Raw genomic sequence first — 17,398 nt, 5'->3', positions numbered from 1 at the left:
ATGAAAAGAAGATATTTGATGGGCATCGTCATGATGTTGGCGATGATAGGATTCACCAGTTGCGATGATTTCCTCGACATCACCCCAACCGGAAAGGTGATAGCCAAGACGGGCAAGGAATACAGAGCCTTGCTCACCTACGAATACAAGAATTTCCCGGAAGACCGTGGACTCGCCACCCTGCGAAGCGACGAGATGACCCTGAGCAAGGCATCCACCTCTACCGAGGATTACGATTCTTACTTCGACATCTGGGCATGGAACGACCTCAACCAGCAGAGCACCACGGCTTCTTTCGGCTGGCGCCGTTACTATCATGCCATCTACATCGCCAACTACATCATCGAGAATCAGAACAAGATTACCGAGGCTACACAGGATGAAATCAGTCAGCTGGTGGGCGAGGCCTATATGATGAGAGCCTACTGCCACTTCCTGCTCGTCAATCTCTATGCCGATGCCTATACCCATTGCAATCCGGCTACCACCCGCGGCATCCCGCTCTCGCTGGAGGCAAATGTCAACAACGTGCTCACCTGCAGCAGCGTGGAGCAGGTTTACCAGCAGGTGATTGCCGACATCAAGGAGGCAAAGACCCGTCTGAAGGTGGCTGCCTGGGACGAGGGCTACACCTACCGATTCAACCAGATTTCTGCCGATGCTCTGCTGGCTAGAGTCTATCTCTACAAGGGCGACTGGCAGGATGCCCTGGCAGAAGCGAAAGTGGTGATGGAGAAACATGGCGACCTGGAAGATCTGACCGATTCAAAGGTATTACCAAACTACTATAAGTCGGTGGAGAGCATCGTTGCCCTGGAGCAGGTGATGACTTCCGGCTATGTGAAGATGGGCGTACCTAGCAAGGCGCTGGTTGATACCTATCGCACCGGCGACAAGCGCAAGGCGCTCTATTTCAAGGCACAGACCGCCAGCGTCTACAGTCTGATTAAATATGGTGACAAGGGCAACGACGGCTATCGCTGCTCCTTCCGTTCTGCCGAGGCCTACCTCATTGCTGCCGAAGCTGCTGCCCAGAATGCAGCTGACAACGCCGCAGCCGATGATGCTAATCTGGTTGAGGCTCGCACCTATCTCAAGGCGCTGATGGCAAAGCGATATGCAGCAGCTAAATACAACCAGTATGCAGCCGAGCTTGATACCATGCAGAAGGCGGACTTGCTCAAAGCCATCTACAACGAACGCACCTGCGAGCTTGTCTTCGAGGGACATCGCTGGTTCGACCTCCGTCGTACCACCCGTCCGCAGTTGAGCAAGACCTACGGTGAGAATAGCTATGTACTTGAAGCCAACGATTCCCGATATACCCTCCGCTTCCCAATCGAGGCAGTAGAGGCGAATCCGAATATCGAGAAATGGGAGGGCAAGTAAGATAATTGTTTTACATAAAGATTAATTGATTATGAGAAGATTTACATTTTCAATGATGCTGGCACTGGCAACGGTTGCTGCCAATGCCAAGGATGTGTTGGAGGCTCCTACCTGGACAGACAACCTCACCACCACAGCAGAGGCCAAGGATTTGACCCGTGCTGCTGCCATGGCAGTTGACAACGAGGGTAACTCCATCGTAACCGGTAGCTTTACCAAGGATCTGGAGTTCGCTGCCAGCTATCTGGAACCAGTGGCCAACAGTGCCTTCATTGCCAAGTATGATAAGGCTGGTGCCAAGAAGTGGGCTGCCGGTCTGGCTGGTGCTGCCACCGTCACCACAGTGGCTACCGATGCCGACGGCAACGTTTATGCTGCCGGCGTATTTGCTGATCAGGTAGCAATCAAGGATGCCAGCGGCGAAACCAAGGCTACCATCACCGGTATGGCCGACAAGGTAGATAAGGTATCTGGCTTCATCGTGAAGTACGACAAGCAGGGTGCGTATGTAGCTTCCAAGACCATCCTTGCCGAGAGCGATGCAGAGATTGCAGCCTTGGATGTGATTGGCGTGCTGAGCCCTTCTTTCACAGCCAAGAAACTGGTAGTTGATGGCAATAAGCTCTATCTTTCTGCCTCTTACAAGGGCAATGTAGCCTTGGATGGTGTTACCCTGCAGGGTAAATATGCCTGCTCAGAGGGCTGGTTGTATAATGATGAAACCACCATGTGCGTGCTCTCTTTCGATGCAGCCGACCTGGCAAATGCCAGCATCGTTTCTGTGCTTGGCGCTACAAAGCAGTTGACAAATGAGGCTACCTACAATACAGAAGACGTTAACTTCGCCATCAACGACGGCAAGATTTACGTAGCTTACGTAGCATCCGGTAAGGATATGACCCTTACTGCTGCCGGCAAGGATACCAAGATTGAGACAGCCTATGAAGCGAGTGCTACTGAGCATGCCTACGTATTGGCAGCCATCGATGGCGACCAGGTAACTACCCAGGTTTATCATTCTGTAGCCACAGATAATTCCAACACTCTGAACACCATCGACGAGATGGCCTATCAGAAAGGCAAGCTCTATCTGGCAGGTTCCTTCAACCAGGCACTTCCTTTCGACAACACCATCTCTTATCTGGGAGGTTGCGATGCCTACGCAGCCTGTCTGGATGCAGAAAGTCTCAGCAAGAACTGGGCAGTAGCCAGTGCTTTCGATGAGGGTGATGCCAAGCACAAGGCAGAAATCATCAGCGGTATGCTGGTTGATGAGGATAAAGTCACTCTGGTAGGTTGGGTAGAGAATACCTACCACCGCACCATCGAGGCTCCTCTGGGCTATCAGATCAATACCAAGACCCCAGCCATGCAGAAGGGTGAGCAGGTACTGATCACATCCGTAGCCGAGAACGGCAACTATGCACTTTATCAGACAGATAATGTAAAGGGTAGTGATGAGGACAAGACCACTGAAGGCACTTACTCATACATCTTCTATAACAATGCAGAGTCATCAGGCATCAGCAAGGTTCTTGCCGACGACAACACCATCGATTGGGATGGCAATGAGGTAACACTCGCCAAGTCAGCCGACATCACGGTTTATACAGCCGCAGGTGCAGTAGTGAAGTCAGCCAAGAACGTGAAGTCATTGTCTCTCGCCGATGCAGCTCATGGCATCTACCTGGTAAAGGTAAGCAAGCAGGCGTTGAAGATTGTGAAGTAACTTTCGCCAGAAAGTAATATAATAATAAATGGCATTAGAATAGGAGCTTTTCCATATTCTAATGCCATTTATTTGTTTTCAATCATTTATTTCCATGAAAATGCGCAAATATTTTTGTTCGAATCATATTTTTTTGTATTTTTGCAACGTGTTCTACGTCCCAAAAATCTCTTTCGCCTCCAGGCAAGGACAATCCTTGGGAGTCGTACCCGGCAAATCCCGATGACCCACAATCTCGGCTTTCGGAAAAAGCCCCTTCAGGACAGCAAGCAGTTCACGGATTCTGGAATACTGCTCCGGAGTCAGCGTGTTGGAAGGTCTGCCTTTCTCGTCCAGACCGCCCTCGTAGCAGATACCTATCGAGCAGCGGTTGTAGGGGCGGGCATGGGCACCAACCTCCAGCAGGAAACGGTGTTGCGTGCAGCTGCCGTCCTTTCGCACATAAAAGTGGTAGCCGATGTCACGGAAACCGCGTGCCAGATGGTCGCATCGCAACTGCTCCACCGGATAATTCCGGTTGCATCTCGTGGCAGAACAATGCAGCACGAGATACTTCACAGACTCTGGCGACATCATATATCGCCCGTCCTCCACTCTGGCGAGGAGAGTCCGCTCATTGCGGACCATCTCCCCACCAATCGTCATAGGAAACTGATCTTTAGTCATAAGCAAAAATCAGGTGTTTAGGAATTAGTACTTGAGACATTGGGCACACGAGCTGACACCCAAGGCCGTGAGAGCTGCAATCAATGCCTGCAGCACGGCATAGAGAACACTGGTCCAGGAAATCTTCCTGTTGGGAACATCATTTAAATTCATAGGCATTGATGATTTTAGATTACTACGTCAGAAGAATCACCATCGCTGCCGCCACCCTGGTCAGTACCGCCCGTTGTTCCGCCCGTAGTACCCGAACCGCCTGCGCCCTGGGTGTTATCGCCCGAGTCAGGATTCTTGTTCTCGCCGGTAGAACCGCCGCCGTCGGAATCACCAGGTGTCTTCTCCTTCTTCTCGTCATCGTAATTCACGAGTTCGATGTTGTCAGGAACCAGGTTATAGACACGGCTTCCGTTCTTCAGCAGGCTATACGCAGGACGGAAGGAAGGGATGAGGCTCTTCACGAGCTTGGCGTTGGCATTCTTCTCGTTCTCCACGGCACCGCTGGTGATGAAGCGGAGGTAAAGCTTGCCGAAGCCGAGCAGCTCGATGTCGTAACCCTTCTTCAGGTTCTCTTTCACATAGTAGGCATAGCGGTCGAGCACAGCCTTTACGTCGGCAGGAGTAGCGGTAGACTCCATAGAGATCTGCTTAGCAACCTCTTCGGTGGTCAAAGTACCATAACTGTAAGGGCGAACGCTGTAGAGTGTCTTACCCTTCTTAGGTCCCATGTGGACCACTGTCTTTGAAATTTTGTAACTCTTACTCATAAAACAAACTGTTAAAAGGTTAATAATTAAGTTTTTGTCTGATTGACGTTGCAAAGATACAACAAAAAAAGAGCAAAGTCAAGTGCGTTTACTATTCATGCCGTTTGGTTTACTTCTGATTCACTGCTCGTTTACAAAAATTAAAAATGATGGATATGCTAGTACAAAAAGAAGCAAGAATCGAGACTCCGTTACTGAAGCTCCGCCAGGAAGAGCTTCATCTTGCTATATATATTAATAATGTGGAGACCTTGGAAGAGTATGTTGCCAAGCTCTCTGTATGTGTCAGTGCCCGCGAACTGGCACTGGTGGTTGATGACATGGTTTGGGATTCAGCCGTGAAGGTGGATCGCGATACGGCGGTGATGCAGGAGTTCATCCGTGTTCTTCTTCCGCTGGCTCCCCATGTCACCACCGGCATCAACAATATCCGCAAGCAGATTAACAATCTGCTGTGCAAGTCGAGATAGGAGAGGGATAGATTTTGTTACATACGGAGATTGCATAACGTGCAAAAATCCCCCAATGAGGGATAAAAATGCTTAAATCCATCCCTCATTGAGGGAACTTTTCGGAAGAATTCATCCCTCATTGAGGGATTATTTGTATCTTTGCCGCAGTTTTAAATGATATTCATCTAAAAGAGCAAGATATGATAGAAAATAAACTATATGAATATATGGCGGAGCTGCTGAAACGTACTCCGCTTGATTTCATCAGATATAAATATGATGAAATCAACTGGAATGGACGGCTAATAGGTATCGTGGGACCGCGAGGCGTTGGAAAATCCACCATGATACTTCAGCGCATCAGGCTATCCAAGGAAGGCCATCACCTGTATGTGTCGGCCGACAATATCTATTTTTCAAATCATTCCCTGATTGACTTCGCCGACGAGTTTATCAAGGAGGGTGGTACACATCTTTATATAGATGAAATTCACAAGTATGCCGGCTGGAGCAGAGAACTGAAGCAAATTTACGACATGCATCCATCCCTGAACCTTATCTTTACTGGTTCATCGGTATTGGACATCAAGAAGGGAGAAGCTGATCTGAGCCGCCGTGCACTGATGTATATGATGCAAGGCTTGTCGTTCAGGGAATACCTGCAACTTTTTGAAGGCATCAAGACCAGAGTTTTCAGTCTCGACGAAATGCTCAATCACCAGGTAGAGATTCCTGGAGTGGAACATCCATTGCCATTTTTCAGAGCGTACCTCGACCATGGCTATTACCCATTTGCCATAGAGGGAGATTTTACGCAGAGAATGCTGCAGGTGATAGACCAGACGGTAGAAGTTGACATTCCGCAATATGCCGATATGAAAGCCTCAACAGCACGCAAGCTAAAGCGTATGCTCGTTATTCTTTCCGGGTTGGCTCCCTACAAGCCAAGCGTAGAGAACCTTGCCACGGAAATCGGGGTGAGCAAGAACAACGTGCCTGATTATCTCGTCTATCTGGAACGTGCCGGAATGATAGGTCTGCTCAGAGATGATACTTCGGGAATGCGCAATCTTGGAAAGGTAGAAAAAGTATATGTTGATAATCCAAGCCTGATGTCTGTGCTCACCCCTAATCCCAATATTGGAAACATAAGGGAAACATTCTTCTACAATCAGATGAGAGAAAAGCAGGATGTTACTTCCTCCAGGGTTTCCGACTTTACCATTGGTGACTATACCTTTGAGATTGGCGGAAGGAAGAAAGGTAAAAAGCAGATTGAGGATGTAAAAAACGGACGTATCGTAAAAGACGATATCGAGATGGGGCATGGAATCATCATCCCTCTCTGGTACTTCGGAATGAATTATTAACTGAGTACACTTCAAAAAAGTACTGATTTTATTCATTTTGTTCATCGTATTGAATAAAATCAGCACTTTTTTATTCAATACGAATGATATATTGAATATTTTCCTGCTTTCCCGTCCTTACCTTACACGTCATACCCAATATGATGTGGATGAACTGTTGGCAAGCACGCAAATCAAGTTGATAACGGGTCCTAGAAGAACAGGCAAATCGACAGAGGTTTTGCCTATATATAAGTTTTAATGAGCTGCAACACGGCTTACGCACGGATTTTAAACGGATTTGGCCTTACGGCCATTGGGCTAGCGCCGTATAGGCTGGCTTGCGATTGTACAGTAATGGCAGACTTTTTCCAGCTTTAGGGGGTATCGCCACGACCGTCAGGTCGAGTTTCCGTATAAAATCCGTGCGTAATCCGATGAATAATGACACACCCTCACCACCACACAGAGTTTTTCTTTTACAGATCTTCAGTCTTTAAAAGAGTCTTCTTTTCGTTTCTTTATCGTTATAGGAGTAAGCAATACACTAAAGATTACTCATTGCATAAAGTGGAATTACATCTACATGACGAATGGCATCCTGGGATTCTTTATCAACATACTCAAACTCTCCGAAATTCTCTAGGGAAGTGCGAACAGCATGATGAAGAGCTTTCTTTCTCATGAATAGCCATAAACTCTGCATGCTGCCTCGGGTAGTGGCTTTCACTTCTATCGGTAAAACCATACCATCTTTGGCTTCCAGATAATCAATCTCAGCATTGGTTCCTCTTGACAAATTCTGCCAATAATACATTTCTGCCTTCTGGAAGCGGAGATGAGGGCGAAGCCTGCTGCTTGTAACTTACCGTGGTATCCAGTCCCTGTGCCATGAGAAATTCATCAAAGGAAAATGGATACATGTAGAGTGAGCGTATTCTCCCAACCCCAAAGGAAGGCAGTTCCTCTAAGGTAAATTCCAACAAAGAGCCAGCAGCGATGACATGCAGTTCCGGATAATCCTCTTTGAAATAACGGAGCGACATGATTGCTTCCTGGCTAACTTGTATTTCGTCTATGAAGAGCAGTGTCTCACCAGGTATTACAGGAATGCCGGTAGTGGCACTTATACCTTCGCACGTTCTATGCACATCAATATCCTTTGAAAAGAGTCCTCTTATGGATGGCTGACTCTCCAGATTGATTTCTACAAAGTACTTAAATTCTTTACCCAAGTGGCGCACAGCAGAAGATTTTCCTACTTGTCTGGCTCCACGTATCAGCAGCGGCTTTCTTCTTTGAGAAGCCTTCCACTCCATGAGTTTTTTATCTATATTTCGCTTGTAATATGTCATTTTATGTAATTTATTGATTTTCAGTGCAAAGATACAACTTTTATCCAAAAGTCAAGGCAAACACCGCTGCAATGGGATAGATTTTGTTACATACGGAGATGGCGTATTACTAATTTGCTGCTCATATTACCAGAGGATAATGCAGATTATTTCTCGGATTTGAGTACTTTAGCGCAGATTATTTCTCGGATTTGAGTATTTTAACGCAATTTATTTCTCGGATTTGAGTATTTTCGCTATTTTTGCACCTGTTATTCAAACAGTTACAATTATGGCAGAATACATACAAAGAAACATAGATTCAGAACTCACCGCATGGAAAGAAGATTCCATGCGGAAACCTCTGTTGCTTCGTGGGGCCAGACAGGTTGGAAAATCTTCTGCAGTGAAAAATTTCGGAAGACAATTCAAGTATTTCGCTGAAGTGAACTTCGAACGCAACAAGGCAATAAAAACATTCTTTCAGGGGGATATAGACGTGCGATTGATTGCTGAAAAAATCAGCAGTTATATCAATGTCCCTATAGAAGCAGGCAAGACGCTCCTCTTCCTCGACGAAATCCAGGAATGCCCGGAAGCTATCATGGCACTACGATTTTTCAAGGAAGATTATCCGGAACTACATGTCATTGCAGCAGGATCTCTTCTGGAATTTACGCTTCAGGAACTCCCTACTTTTGGAGTAGGAAGAATTCATTCTCTCTTCATGTATCCAATGACTTTCGATGAATTCCTGCATGCTAACCACGAAGAAGGTCTCATCCGTATCCGAAATGAAGCATACAGGAATCTTTCTATAGAACAACCCTTCCATGACAAACTCGTGGAATACTTCCGCACCTACCTGCTTGTTGGAGGCATGCCGGAATCTGTACTTGCATGGACCAAGACGCACGATTTCAACCGATGCAGAAACATCCAGGAAGATATCATACTAACATACGAAGACGATTTCAGCAAGTATAAAAAGAGAGTCAACCCAGACTTGCTGCGCACGACGATGCGTGGCATCTGCCACCAGGCTGGAGAGAAGCTGACATACAGGCAAATATCAGCAGACTATCAGAGTTCACAAATCAGAGAAGCTCTGCGCCTACTGACACTTGCAGGAATCGTAACTCCTGTTGTAGCAACCTCGGGCAATGGCATTCCGCTGGATGCGGAAGCCGACGAGAAAAGCATGAAGGTTCTCTTCCTGGACCCAGGATTACTGTTAGCCGTGCTTCAACTGGAAGGTGACTTGTCTCAGCAACTCATAGAGCTTATTTTAGCCGGCACCCCACAGGAACTTGTCAATAAGGGCGGTCTTACAGAAATGGTTGCAGGACTCGAGATGATGCGCTACAAACCATGCATCCAACGCCAGAAGATGTTCTATTGGGAAAAGAAGGGGAAGAGCGTAGCAGAGATAGACTATCTGGAAATCCACAACATGAAGATTACCCCTATCGAAATCAAATCGGGAACACAAGGCGGCATGAAGAGTCTCTGGCTATTCATGAGAGAGAAAAAGCTCACCGAAGCCTTCCGCTGTTCTCTTGAGAATTTCGGCGCATTCGATTACATTGACAATCAAGCCGATGGCGCTGTAAGGCACGTTACCATACTGCCACTCTACGCATTATCCCTATTAAGAAGCCGTTCTTGAAAAATAGATGTAATTTTAGGTTCTATTAATGAAGAGGGAAGTCTGCTGGCAGTGATGCCGGCAGACTTCTGCGCTTTAAACCCTATTTACCATAATTGCCCTTACATAATGAAGGTACTGAAGTTTCGCAAGTAGCATTCTACCGTCCCCGAAGGGGGCGAATGTGAATAACCGCGGGTGGAATGACCGAAGGGAATGGAACCTGCGGATAGTTACAGATACTCTCTTATCGTCCCCGAAGGGGGCGAACAGGAGCAAGGCTGGATGTGGTTCGCCCCCTTTGGGGACGCTTTCTCCCTACTATTGGTTGTCCGCAGGTTCCATGACCTTTGGTCATTCCACCAGCGGTTATTGAAAGTTGGCCCCCTTCGGGGACCGGAGGTTACTTGCGAAACTTGAATTAAGGTATAGTATGACTTGTTTCTATTGGGTATGCATTCTTAACTAGTATGCATTCTTATCCGGGAAGATGATGCTCTTGGCCGTGAGGAAGATAATCTTGATGTCGAGCCAGAACGACCAGTTCTCTATATACCAGATGTCTCGGCGGATACGCTCTTCCATCTGCCACAGCTCCTTGGTCTCGCCGCGGAATCCCGTAACCTGAGCCCAACCCGTGATACCAGGCTTGGAGAAATGGCGAACCATGTATTTGTCTATCAGGCTGCCGTATACCTCGGTGTGATGCAGCATGTGAGGACGAGGACCCACGATGCTCATGTCGCCCTTCAGCACGTTGATAAACTGAGGGAACTCATCGATGTTCGTCTTTCGCATGAAGTTGCCGAAGGCAAACTTTCTTGGGTCGTCCTTGGTAGCCTGCGCCTTGTCGGCATCCTTGTTCACATGCATGGAACGGAACTTCAGACAGTAGAAAGTATCACCGTTCCGACCCGTTCTTGCCTGCTTGAAGAAGATAGGACCCGGACTCTGAATCTTGATGATGAGCGCGATGATCGGGATGAACGGCAATACGCAAAGACAGATAATTCCGCTCACCACGATGTCGAAAGCTCGCTTCACGATGCGGTTGGAAATGCTTGCCAGCGGCTCCTTATGGTTGGAATACACCGTCCTGCCCATGAAGTTCTGGGCATCGAGATGCAGCTTATATTCGCCGAAAACGCGAGGCAAGAAATAGAAGTGAACCACGTTCTTGTTGCAGAACTGCATAATCTTCACAATCTGATCGGATTCTGTATGCGACAGGCAGCAGAACACCTCGTCGATGGCGTTATGAGTACCATCGATGGTATTGTTGATGGTGGAAGACATGTTATTGTTGAGATCCTGCATGGTTCCTATCCTTTTCAGTCCCTCTGGAGCCTTGGCCATATCGGCATCAGCATAATATCCCTTCACGATATAACCAGCCGAAGGATCCTCCGTCATCGTCCGATACATCTCTCCCACTGCCGGGTCATTGCCCACAAAGACAACCGTGCGGCTGTTGCGTCCCTTGGAACGGTAGTATTTGAGGAGTGAGAGTTCGCAGAGTCGGGATATAACCAGTAAAAAATAAAATGATATGCCGAAGATGAATGCAAAAGAGAACATCTGACCTCCATGGCTGAGCAGTCTTACGAAGACAAAGAACCAGAAGGTGGTGGATGCAGCCAGGTATAGCGTACGCTTCAATACCTGCAGGAAACCGATCTTTCTTACATGGATGATGGTGGAGTAATAATACTCACTCAGGAGTAAGGCAGCATTGGCAACGAAAGCCGTAATCTTCGTTGCTTCATCAAAATAATCGAGAACCAATTCTGCACCATACTTGGTATAGGCAAACAGCAAAACGTTTAAGATAACGATATCCATGCATGTTACCAGTCGTCTTACCAGCACATTCCCTCTGTAGTAGTTATTATTCATCATATAAACAATTTATAATAGTCCTTACAATAATAGTTTTTAACGGAATCTTCGTTGAAAGATAACATTTCTACTAAATCCCTGCAAAGATAAATAAAAATGTTGAATGAGCAAAATATAAAGGAGAAAAAAATGCAGTTTGGACTAAAATGAACCAAATTGAACCGATAATGTAACAAAAAAACATGTATTCTGTGGTGGAATCCTGCCTTCTATGCGATATGCAGGCGTTTGTTTGTGAGAGCCGTGCTGATTGATAACTTCCTTTCTGCGGGGCAGTCTGGTGACAGAAAACGCAAATAAAAGTATACAGATTTTCAAGTAAAATGTACCATAATTCCCGTATTTTCCGCCGGGAAATATTTTATCTGAAATACCGAAAATATGAAGGATTTTCGTTTCTCGCTGCAAATCAATGGGTTAGGAGAATGTAAAGAATTCGAAAACCATTCATTTTTCTACGAGTGTACGGTTGAATACCCTACAAGTGTACGGTCGTAGCGCTACGAGTGTACGAGCATACACTATATAACTGTACGGTCGCAGGTTTACGACCGTACACTCGTAGCCCATTCAACCTCGAAATCGCTGCCCAAGCCCTCAGGAAGGGGCAGATTTCCAGCCTCATCGCCATCTGGATGGCAAGTTTTGAAATGCTCCTTTTTTTAAGACTATACTTGACAATCCCCTATTCTTTGTCCCACAGATTATTCTTTGTCCCACAGAATTCACAGATTCACACAGATTCTTGGTTTGGATTTTAAGTCACGCAGATTCCGCAGATGACGCAGATGATTGGTGATGAAATCCCCGATTAATAGTTAAATAACAATAGCAAGCAACTAATTGTAGCTCAAATATTTAGAATTATCGTTCAGAAAGATTATCTTTGTGAACGATAATAATAAAGCATAGCATTATGGAATATACTTGAATTATATTACAGAAGTTTCGCAAGTAGCATTCTACCGTCCCCGAAGGGGGCGAATGTGAATAACCGCGGGTGGAATGACCGAAGGGAATGGAACCTGCGGATAGCAGACATACTCTCTCTATCGTCCCCAAAGGGGGCGAACAGGAGCAAGACTGGATGTGGTTCGCCCCCTTCGGGGACCGGAAGTCATTTGCGAAGCTTATTTTTTTGTAGCATTATCTTTACATACCATAAAATACGCCCTGGGATGAGGCTCCTTGAATATATGCGCTAAAATACGTATTTATATGTATCTTTATGTTAATTGGGGTGTCGCATTGGTACCAATGCGACACCTTGAACATAGGAAGTAGACACCTTTTTCGAAAATCACGACACCGTTTTTCGGAAAAAAATGCTATATTTGTACCATGGAAATAAAAAGCCTAAAATTTAAATAATTAAAGAATATGAGAACAAAACTTTACATGATTGCTCTCGCAGCAATGACCATGATTCTGGCGCTGTCTTCCTGCTCCGAGTCAGAAGACCTCCTCTCAGCGTTCCACAGCGACCCTAACGCTGTGCGCATCACTGCGCAAGTAGGTAAAGCATCTGCCAATGGCTTCACCCGCAGCTTTCCGCTGGGGGATGCCGAAGCGCAGAAGAAATTTAAGATGGTGATATGATCAGCGTCCAGGCTGATGGCCAGGATGCCGTAACCTATCAGTTAAACAACAATGAATGGCAGCCACAGGGCAGCAAGTTCCTGAAATGGGAAAGCGAGACGATGAATTTCACCGCCTACTATCCTTCTTTGTTCAATGGTACCATCACCCAGCCTACGGAATACACCAGCGTAGAATCGCTTGCTGCCGCCGACTTCATGTCGTTTAGCGGTCCGCAAACCAACACCAACAATAGCAATAACCTCACACTCACCATGGAGCGAAAAATGGCGAGAGTGGTAGTAATGATTGATGGCTTCAAGGACCAGTATGCCGGAGCCAATATTGATAACGTCAATAGCCTCAGCATCTGTGGTGTGAAAGCGTTTAAGCACAGCGATAAGAAGTTCTATGCCCTTATCAAGCCATGCGAAGCCCAAAACTCCGCAACCTTCCTCTCTCTTGATGTAGCAGAAGGAGAAAGCAAAACAACAACAGAAACGCTCGCCGGCATCCCTGCTCTCACAGCCGGCAATAGCTATACCTATCAGCTCACCGTGGGTAAGGACAAGGTATCTGTTTCCGGTATCTACGTGGCAGATTGGACTACGGGGGATATTACTGGAGGTAAAACAGAAGAATGCCCTACCCCATACATCACCTTTAAGGCAAATGGGGAGCAAAAGTTTATGATGACAATCACAGATGATTACACCATCTCTGGGCTTCAGTATTCTGTGAATAATGGCAAATGGGAAAATGTTGTGGCAAATGAAGAAGTCACCTTCGGTGGAGCAAATGGCGACCTTCGCTTGCGTGGCACGAACATTAATGGAACTGCGTCTGAATGGTCTACATATTCAACCATCACATTTACTGATAATAATGTGAATGTAGCTTGCACAGGCGACATCCGCACGCTGCTGGACTGGAGAAACTATAATATAGTAGAGACCAACAATGCCAGATTCTGTTATTTGTTCAAAGATTGCGCTGTATTAACCTCTGCCCCAGAATTGCCTGCTACAACGTTAGCAGACTTCTGCTATTATAGTATGTTCGCAGGTTGTACAAGTCTCACGGCTGCCCCAGATTTGCCTGCTGAAACATTAGAAAATAGCTGCTATCGAGAAATGTTCTGGAGTTGTACAAATCTCGCTTCTGCACCTGAATTGCCTGCTACAACATTAGCAAATTACTGCTATGATAGCATGTTCAGACTTTGTACAAAGCTCACCTCTGCACCTAAATTGCCTGCTACAACATTAGCAGATGACTGCTATTCTGGTATGTTCGGAGGTTGTACAAGTCTCACCTCTGCACCAGAATTGCCTGCTAAAAAATTAGCTGGTTACTGCTATTATGAAATGTTCTATGGTTGTACAAGTCTCACCTCTGCACCAGAATTGCCTGCTAAAAAATTAGCTGGTTACTGCTATTATGAAATGTTCTATGGTTGTACAAGTCTCACCTCTGCACCAGAATTAACTGCTACAGAATTAGCGACAGCCTGCTACTGTAATATGTTCAATGGTTGTGAGAATTTGTCATCTGTCACAATGTTGGCACCAAGCGACAAAATTAAAAATACATCTTCTTCCTTTAATTATTGGTTGGACGGTGCTGGAACAAAGGATGGAATTACACGCACACTCATAGTAAAAGATGAGGCTGCCTATAATGCGTTAGAAACAAATAGTGATTATCTTCCTGCCAACTGGAAGAAAGATGCAACAAATACCACTGTGAAGTATTATACCCCAAAACAATAACATCCCCCCAGCCCGTCCGAGAACGGCCGTTTTGGGGTGTATCATAGAGGGCAGAACCGCTATCACGACTCCACCTAAGCCCCTCTAAGGGCATATCTTTTTTCATCTTAAAATTTTAGTTTATGTTAAACAATTCGTCATAAGGGCTTAAAATGGCCGATATGAACACTAATAGAGCGTGTTTTTCGATGGTATTGATCCCTACAGGTCATTATCCAAGAGAAGCAATCAAAGCAGGTACACCTTTGAGAGATATGGCACGACGAAGGTTATAAGATAGGCAAAAGAGACCCATCTCAGCAGTTACTTTCAGTTTGCCTTTCAGTAAAAAGTAGTATTGCCCAAGTGCTCGCTTCATGGTTCCAAAAGGATGCTCGGAGAGGCATTTGCGATTGTCCATCTTGTTCTGATCTAGATGTAAAACGTAACGGACACCCTTCTTCACGATCTTCATTCTTGGAGGTTTTGGCTTGTCCTTATTCTCTTCTTTGAGTTGCTTGCGTTTTGCTTCGGTTGCCTTTATCAAGGTGTCTTTGTTGAAGTCTGCCTCCTTGAACTTCTGGATGGTACACTTGCACTTGCATTTTTTACATGCAAGCTTGTTGCAGTAGCGGATCATACCGTTTCTTTTGATAGACTTTTGCCTCAGGATTTCTCCTTGCGGACAATAGACAAGATTGCGTTCGGCATCCCTCACGAAGTATCCTTCAAGAGCCTTGGCACGCATCTGCCCGGGAGTCATCTTCAGTACAGCAGACTCTGCTACATCAGAAGTGTACTCCTTGACCTCTACAATCTGTGCATCGGTTAAAAAATCCTTGTAGGCTTCCGGTATGACTGCAGCTTCAAGACATGCCTTCAAATCTTCTGGATTAGTACTTGACTTTTGTTCGTCAGTTATGGTAGCTTCGTTATAGTCAAACTGAACCTGCTCCGTGCAGCTGCCATCACGTTGGATGACATTTGGTACGATACCATTAGCCAATGCATCTGCATGAACCTCGGGACACTCGTACCCCTTGTCTGCAGTTGATTCAAGAACGTCAACACCATAATCGGCTTTCACCTCAGATGCTACGCTTGTAAGCTGACCATGGTCTGTTGGACTGTTGGTTACCAGGAAGCCTGCTATCATATGGCTCTCCGCATCAACTGCAGTTTGCACATTATAACCGACACAAAAGCCTTCGTTGGCTTTCATTAGTCGGGAATCAGGATCGGTTAAGGAAATCTGGCTTTCACCACTTTTCTCAAGTGTATCACGGTATCCCTCATAGCGTTCCTTGCGCTCCTTGCAAACATCAAGCTTACGTTGCAACTCATCTTTAGAGAGCCTGCGTCCTTCCTCATGATCGTATGCTTCAAGTTCTTCCATATAGATTGAAATATGTTCATCAAGACGCTTGATTCGGTCATCGAGTTTGCTTAGAGTAAGGTTGTTGTCTTTAGCATTTACAGCCTTAAACTTGCTTCCATCAATAGAGATGTACGACTTGGAAAAGAGCTTCAGTCCCATACAAAACTTGTTGAACTCTTTAAAAACTTTAGTAATAGCCTTCTTGTTGTCCTTGCGGAAATCGGAGATTGTACGAAAGTCAGGAGTCAGCTTGTTGAGCAGCCACATTACCTCTACGTTACACTTGCACTCACGAGCAAGTTTGCGAGAGGAACGTACCTGATAGAAGTAACCATAAATATAGAGTTTGAGGAGATCGCGAGGATCATATCCAGGAGTACCTGTCTCTGCAGGAGTACTGCGGACGAATCCCAGTTCATCCATTTTGAGATTATCGACAAAAGCATCAAACAAGCGAACAGGGGCGTCAGCCTCTACATACTCGTCAATGCAATCAGGGAAAAGAACCCTCTGTCGTCTATCTTGTCCTTTTTTATATGCCATATCTTTCTTGTTTTTTACTACAAAGATACATAAAATAATTGAGAATCAAGAAGATACGAGGTTAATTAACTATAAAGAGCAAAAGAAAAATGCCCAATTCAGTTGTTTGCTTCCCTAATTAAGTTTTCGGACGGCCTCCCCCAAAAAGGGTCTATATGCCACTCTTCATCGTGGCGTATAGACCCGTTTTTGTAGTATCAGGGATGCTTAGAATAAACTTCTTATTACTATTCCTGTAAGAATTGCTATAGTGAAGCTAGAAAAAGTGCCAATCAAAACATATTCTGTTGTACGAATTTCCTTGGCTTTGTTTAATTCACCAAAACGGAAGACAGACTTTGCTGCCAGCAAGAAGCCGACCCCTTCAAAACTGCCAACAAGGACGAATGTCAAAATCATGATCCTTTCAATATAACCTATCCATTGTCCGGCATTAGGCAAACTCTGTGTGTTAGAAGATGCAGGCGTCCATTTGCTGAGAAACAACCCCAATAAGATAGAAGATGGTCTTAACATTAATATATATGCCACGACGGTCAACCAAACATTTGCAGAACAATGGTTCTCAATATATGAAAGAACAGTGCCATCTCCGTATAAAACGAACCATAATACTCCAATTATTATAATGTGTAAAAGCTGATCTGCAAGAAATGTTGAAAGAGAATCCTTGCAGCACCTACATTTAATCAAGTCTATTATAAAATGGCTGGCAAAGATAATCAAAGGTACAAGCCAGCATGACCAATCTGCCACCAAGATATATGCCACACATGCATGTATGGCACTATGAAGCAACAGATAACCAATCCCCTTGATACCAGGTTTGCGCTTCCCATTATTGATGCTATCAGTCTGAAATATAAAATCAGAACATAGATGGGCGCAGAGTAACTTTATAAATATGATGATTGATTCCAT

The 17,398-nt window shown here is 45.5% G+C and carries 15 protein-coding genes; 7 read left to right on the top strand and 8 right to left on the bottom strand.

All coding sequences use genetic code 11. The annotated features are described in order from the left end of the window. On the top strand, positions 1-1,389 hold the full coding sequence (locus tag KUA49_RS17535) for a RagB/SusD family nutrient uptake outer membrane protein (protein ID WP_218413119.1): 1,389 nt from the start codon (positions 1-3) through the stop codon (positions 1,387-1,389). Between the two features lie 31 nt (positions 1,390-1,420). Beyond that, a complete protein-coding gene (locus KUA49_RS17530) occupies positions 1,421-3,118 on the top strand; it encodes a hypothetical protein (RefSeq protein ID WP_218413118.1) in 1,698 nt (565 codons plus the stop codon). A 153-nt stretch (positions 3,119-3,271) separates the two neighbouring features. Here the strand turns inward: KUA49_RS17530 and KUA49_RS17525 are convergent, their stop codons facing one another. Genes KUA49_RS17525 through KUA49_RS17515 form a run of 3 tightly spaced genes read right to left on the bottom strand, consistent with a single transcriptional unit; the run spans position 3,272 to position 4,545 of the window. After that, positions 3,272-3,784, bottom strand: coding sequence for an N-acetylmuramoyl-L-alanine amidase (locus tag KUA49_RS17525; protein ID WP_218413117.1), 513 nt, complete (start codon positions 3,782-3,784; stop codon positions 3,272-3,274). A gap of 24 nt (positions 3,785-3,808) precedes the next feature. Next, positions 3,809-3,937 (bottom strand): smalltalk protein, encoded by a 129-nt coding sequence (locus KUA49_RS17520; protein WP_218413116.1) that lies wholly within the window; start codon positions 3,935-3,937, stop codon positions 3,809-3,811. 14 nt (positions 3,938-3,951) lie between these two features. Continuing rightward, positions 3,952-4,545: an HU family DNA-binding protein gene (locus KUA49_RS17515; RefSeq protein ID WP_218413115.1), complete on the bottom strand. Its 594-nt coding sequence runs from the start codon at positions 4,543-4,545 to the stop codon at positions 3,952-3,954. A gap of 155 nt (positions 4,546-4,700) precedes the next feature. On the opposite strand from KUA49_RS17515, the gene KUA49_RS17510 reads away from it, so the two are divergent. After that, positions 4,701-5,015, top strand: coding sequence for a hypothetical protein (locus tag KUA49_RS17510; RefSeq protein WP_218413114.1), 315 nt, complete (start codon positions 4,701-4,703; stop codon positions 5,013-5,015). A 182-nt stretch (positions 5,016-5,197) separates the two neighbouring features. Beyond that, complete coding sequence (locus KUA49_RS17505; protein ID WP_218413113.1) at positions 5,198-6,367, top strand: ATP-binding protein; 1,170 nt, start codon at positions 5,198-5,200, stop codon at positions 6,365-6,367. A 526-nt stretch (positions 6,368-6,893) separates the two neighbouring features. Here the strand turns inward: KUA49_RS17505 and KUA49_RS17500 are convergent. Continuing rightward, positions 6,894-7,145, bottom strand: a complete 252-nt coding sequence (locus tag KUA49_RS17500) for a hypothetical protein (protein ID WP_256624883.1) — start codon at positions 7,143-7,145, stop codon at positions 6,894-6,896. Beyond that, positions 7,123-7,701 carry an ATP-binding protein gene (locus KUA49_RS17495; RefSeq protein ID WP_256624882.1) on the bottom strand — a complete coding sequence of 193 codons (579 nt, stop codon included), beginning with the start codon at positions 7,699-7,701 and terminating at the stop codon, positions 7,123-7,125. Before KUA49_RS17495 ends, KUA49_RS17500 begins: the two co-directional genes overlap by 23 nt. Positions 7,702-7,972: 271 nt before the next feature. On the opposite strand from KUA49_RS17495, the gene KUA49_RS17490 reads away from it, so the two are divergent. Beyond that, positions 7,973-9,349, top strand: coding sequence for an ATP-binding protein (locus KUA49_RS17490; RefSeq protein WP_218413112.1), 1,377 nt, complete (start codon positions 7,973-7,975; stop codon positions 9,347-9,349). A gap of 444 nt (positions 9,350-9,793) precedes the next feature. On the opposite strand, the gene KUA49_RS17485 is transcribed toward KUA49_RS17490, so the two are convergent. Continuing rightward, positions 9,794-11,224 carry an undecaprenyl-phosphate glucose phosphotransferase gene (locus KUA49_RS17485; RefSeq protein WP_218413125.1) on the bottom strand — a complete coding sequence of 477 codons (1,431 nt, stop codon included), beginning with the start codon at positions 11,222-11,224 and terminating at the stop codon, positions 9,794-9,796. 1,383 nt (positions 11,225-12,607) lie between these two features. On the opposite strand from KUA49_RS17485, the gene KUA49_RS17480 reads away from it, so the two are divergent. Continuing rightward, the gene (locus tag KUA49_RS17480; protein ID WP_218413111.1) at positions 12,608-12,826 is read left to right on the top strand and encodes a hypothetical protein; all 219 of its coding nucleotides are present in this window, start codon (positions 12,608-12,610) and stop codon (positions 12,824-12,826) included. Beyond that, positions 12,823-14,577, top strand: coding sequence for a fimbrillin family protein (locus KUA49_RS17475; RefSeq protein WP_218413110.1), 1,755 nt, complete (start codon positions 12,823-12,825; stop codon positions 14,575-14,577). The genes KUA49_RS17480 and KUA49_RS17475 overlap by 4 nt, the downstream gene beginning before the upstream one ends. A 211-nt stretch (positions 14,578-14,788) precedes the next feature. On the opposite strand, the gene KUA49_RS17470 is transcribed toward KUA49_RS17475, so the two are convergent. Beyond that, on the bottom strand, positions 14,789-16,477 hold the full coding sequence (locus tag KUA49_RS17470; RefSeq protein WP_318331612.1) for an IS1182 family transposase: 1,689 nt from the start codon (positions 16,475-16,477) through the stop codon (positions 14,789-14,791). A 207-nt stretch (positions 16,478-16,684) separates the two neighbouring features. Beyond that, on the bottom strand, positions 16,685-17,398 hold the full coding sequence (locus tag KUA49_RS17465) for a DUF3307 domain-containing protein (RefSeq protein ID WP_218413488.1): 714 nt from the start codon (positions 17,396-17,398) through the stop codon (positions 16,685-16,687).

It is taken from the genome of Segatella copri (assembly GCF_019249655.2).
Lineage (GTDB): Bacteria > Bacteroidota > Bacteroidia > Bacteroidales > Bacteroidaceae > Prevotella.
The sequence above is the reverse complement of the archived record's forward strand: the minus strand, read 5'-3'. Positions and strand labels throughout refer to the sequence as shown.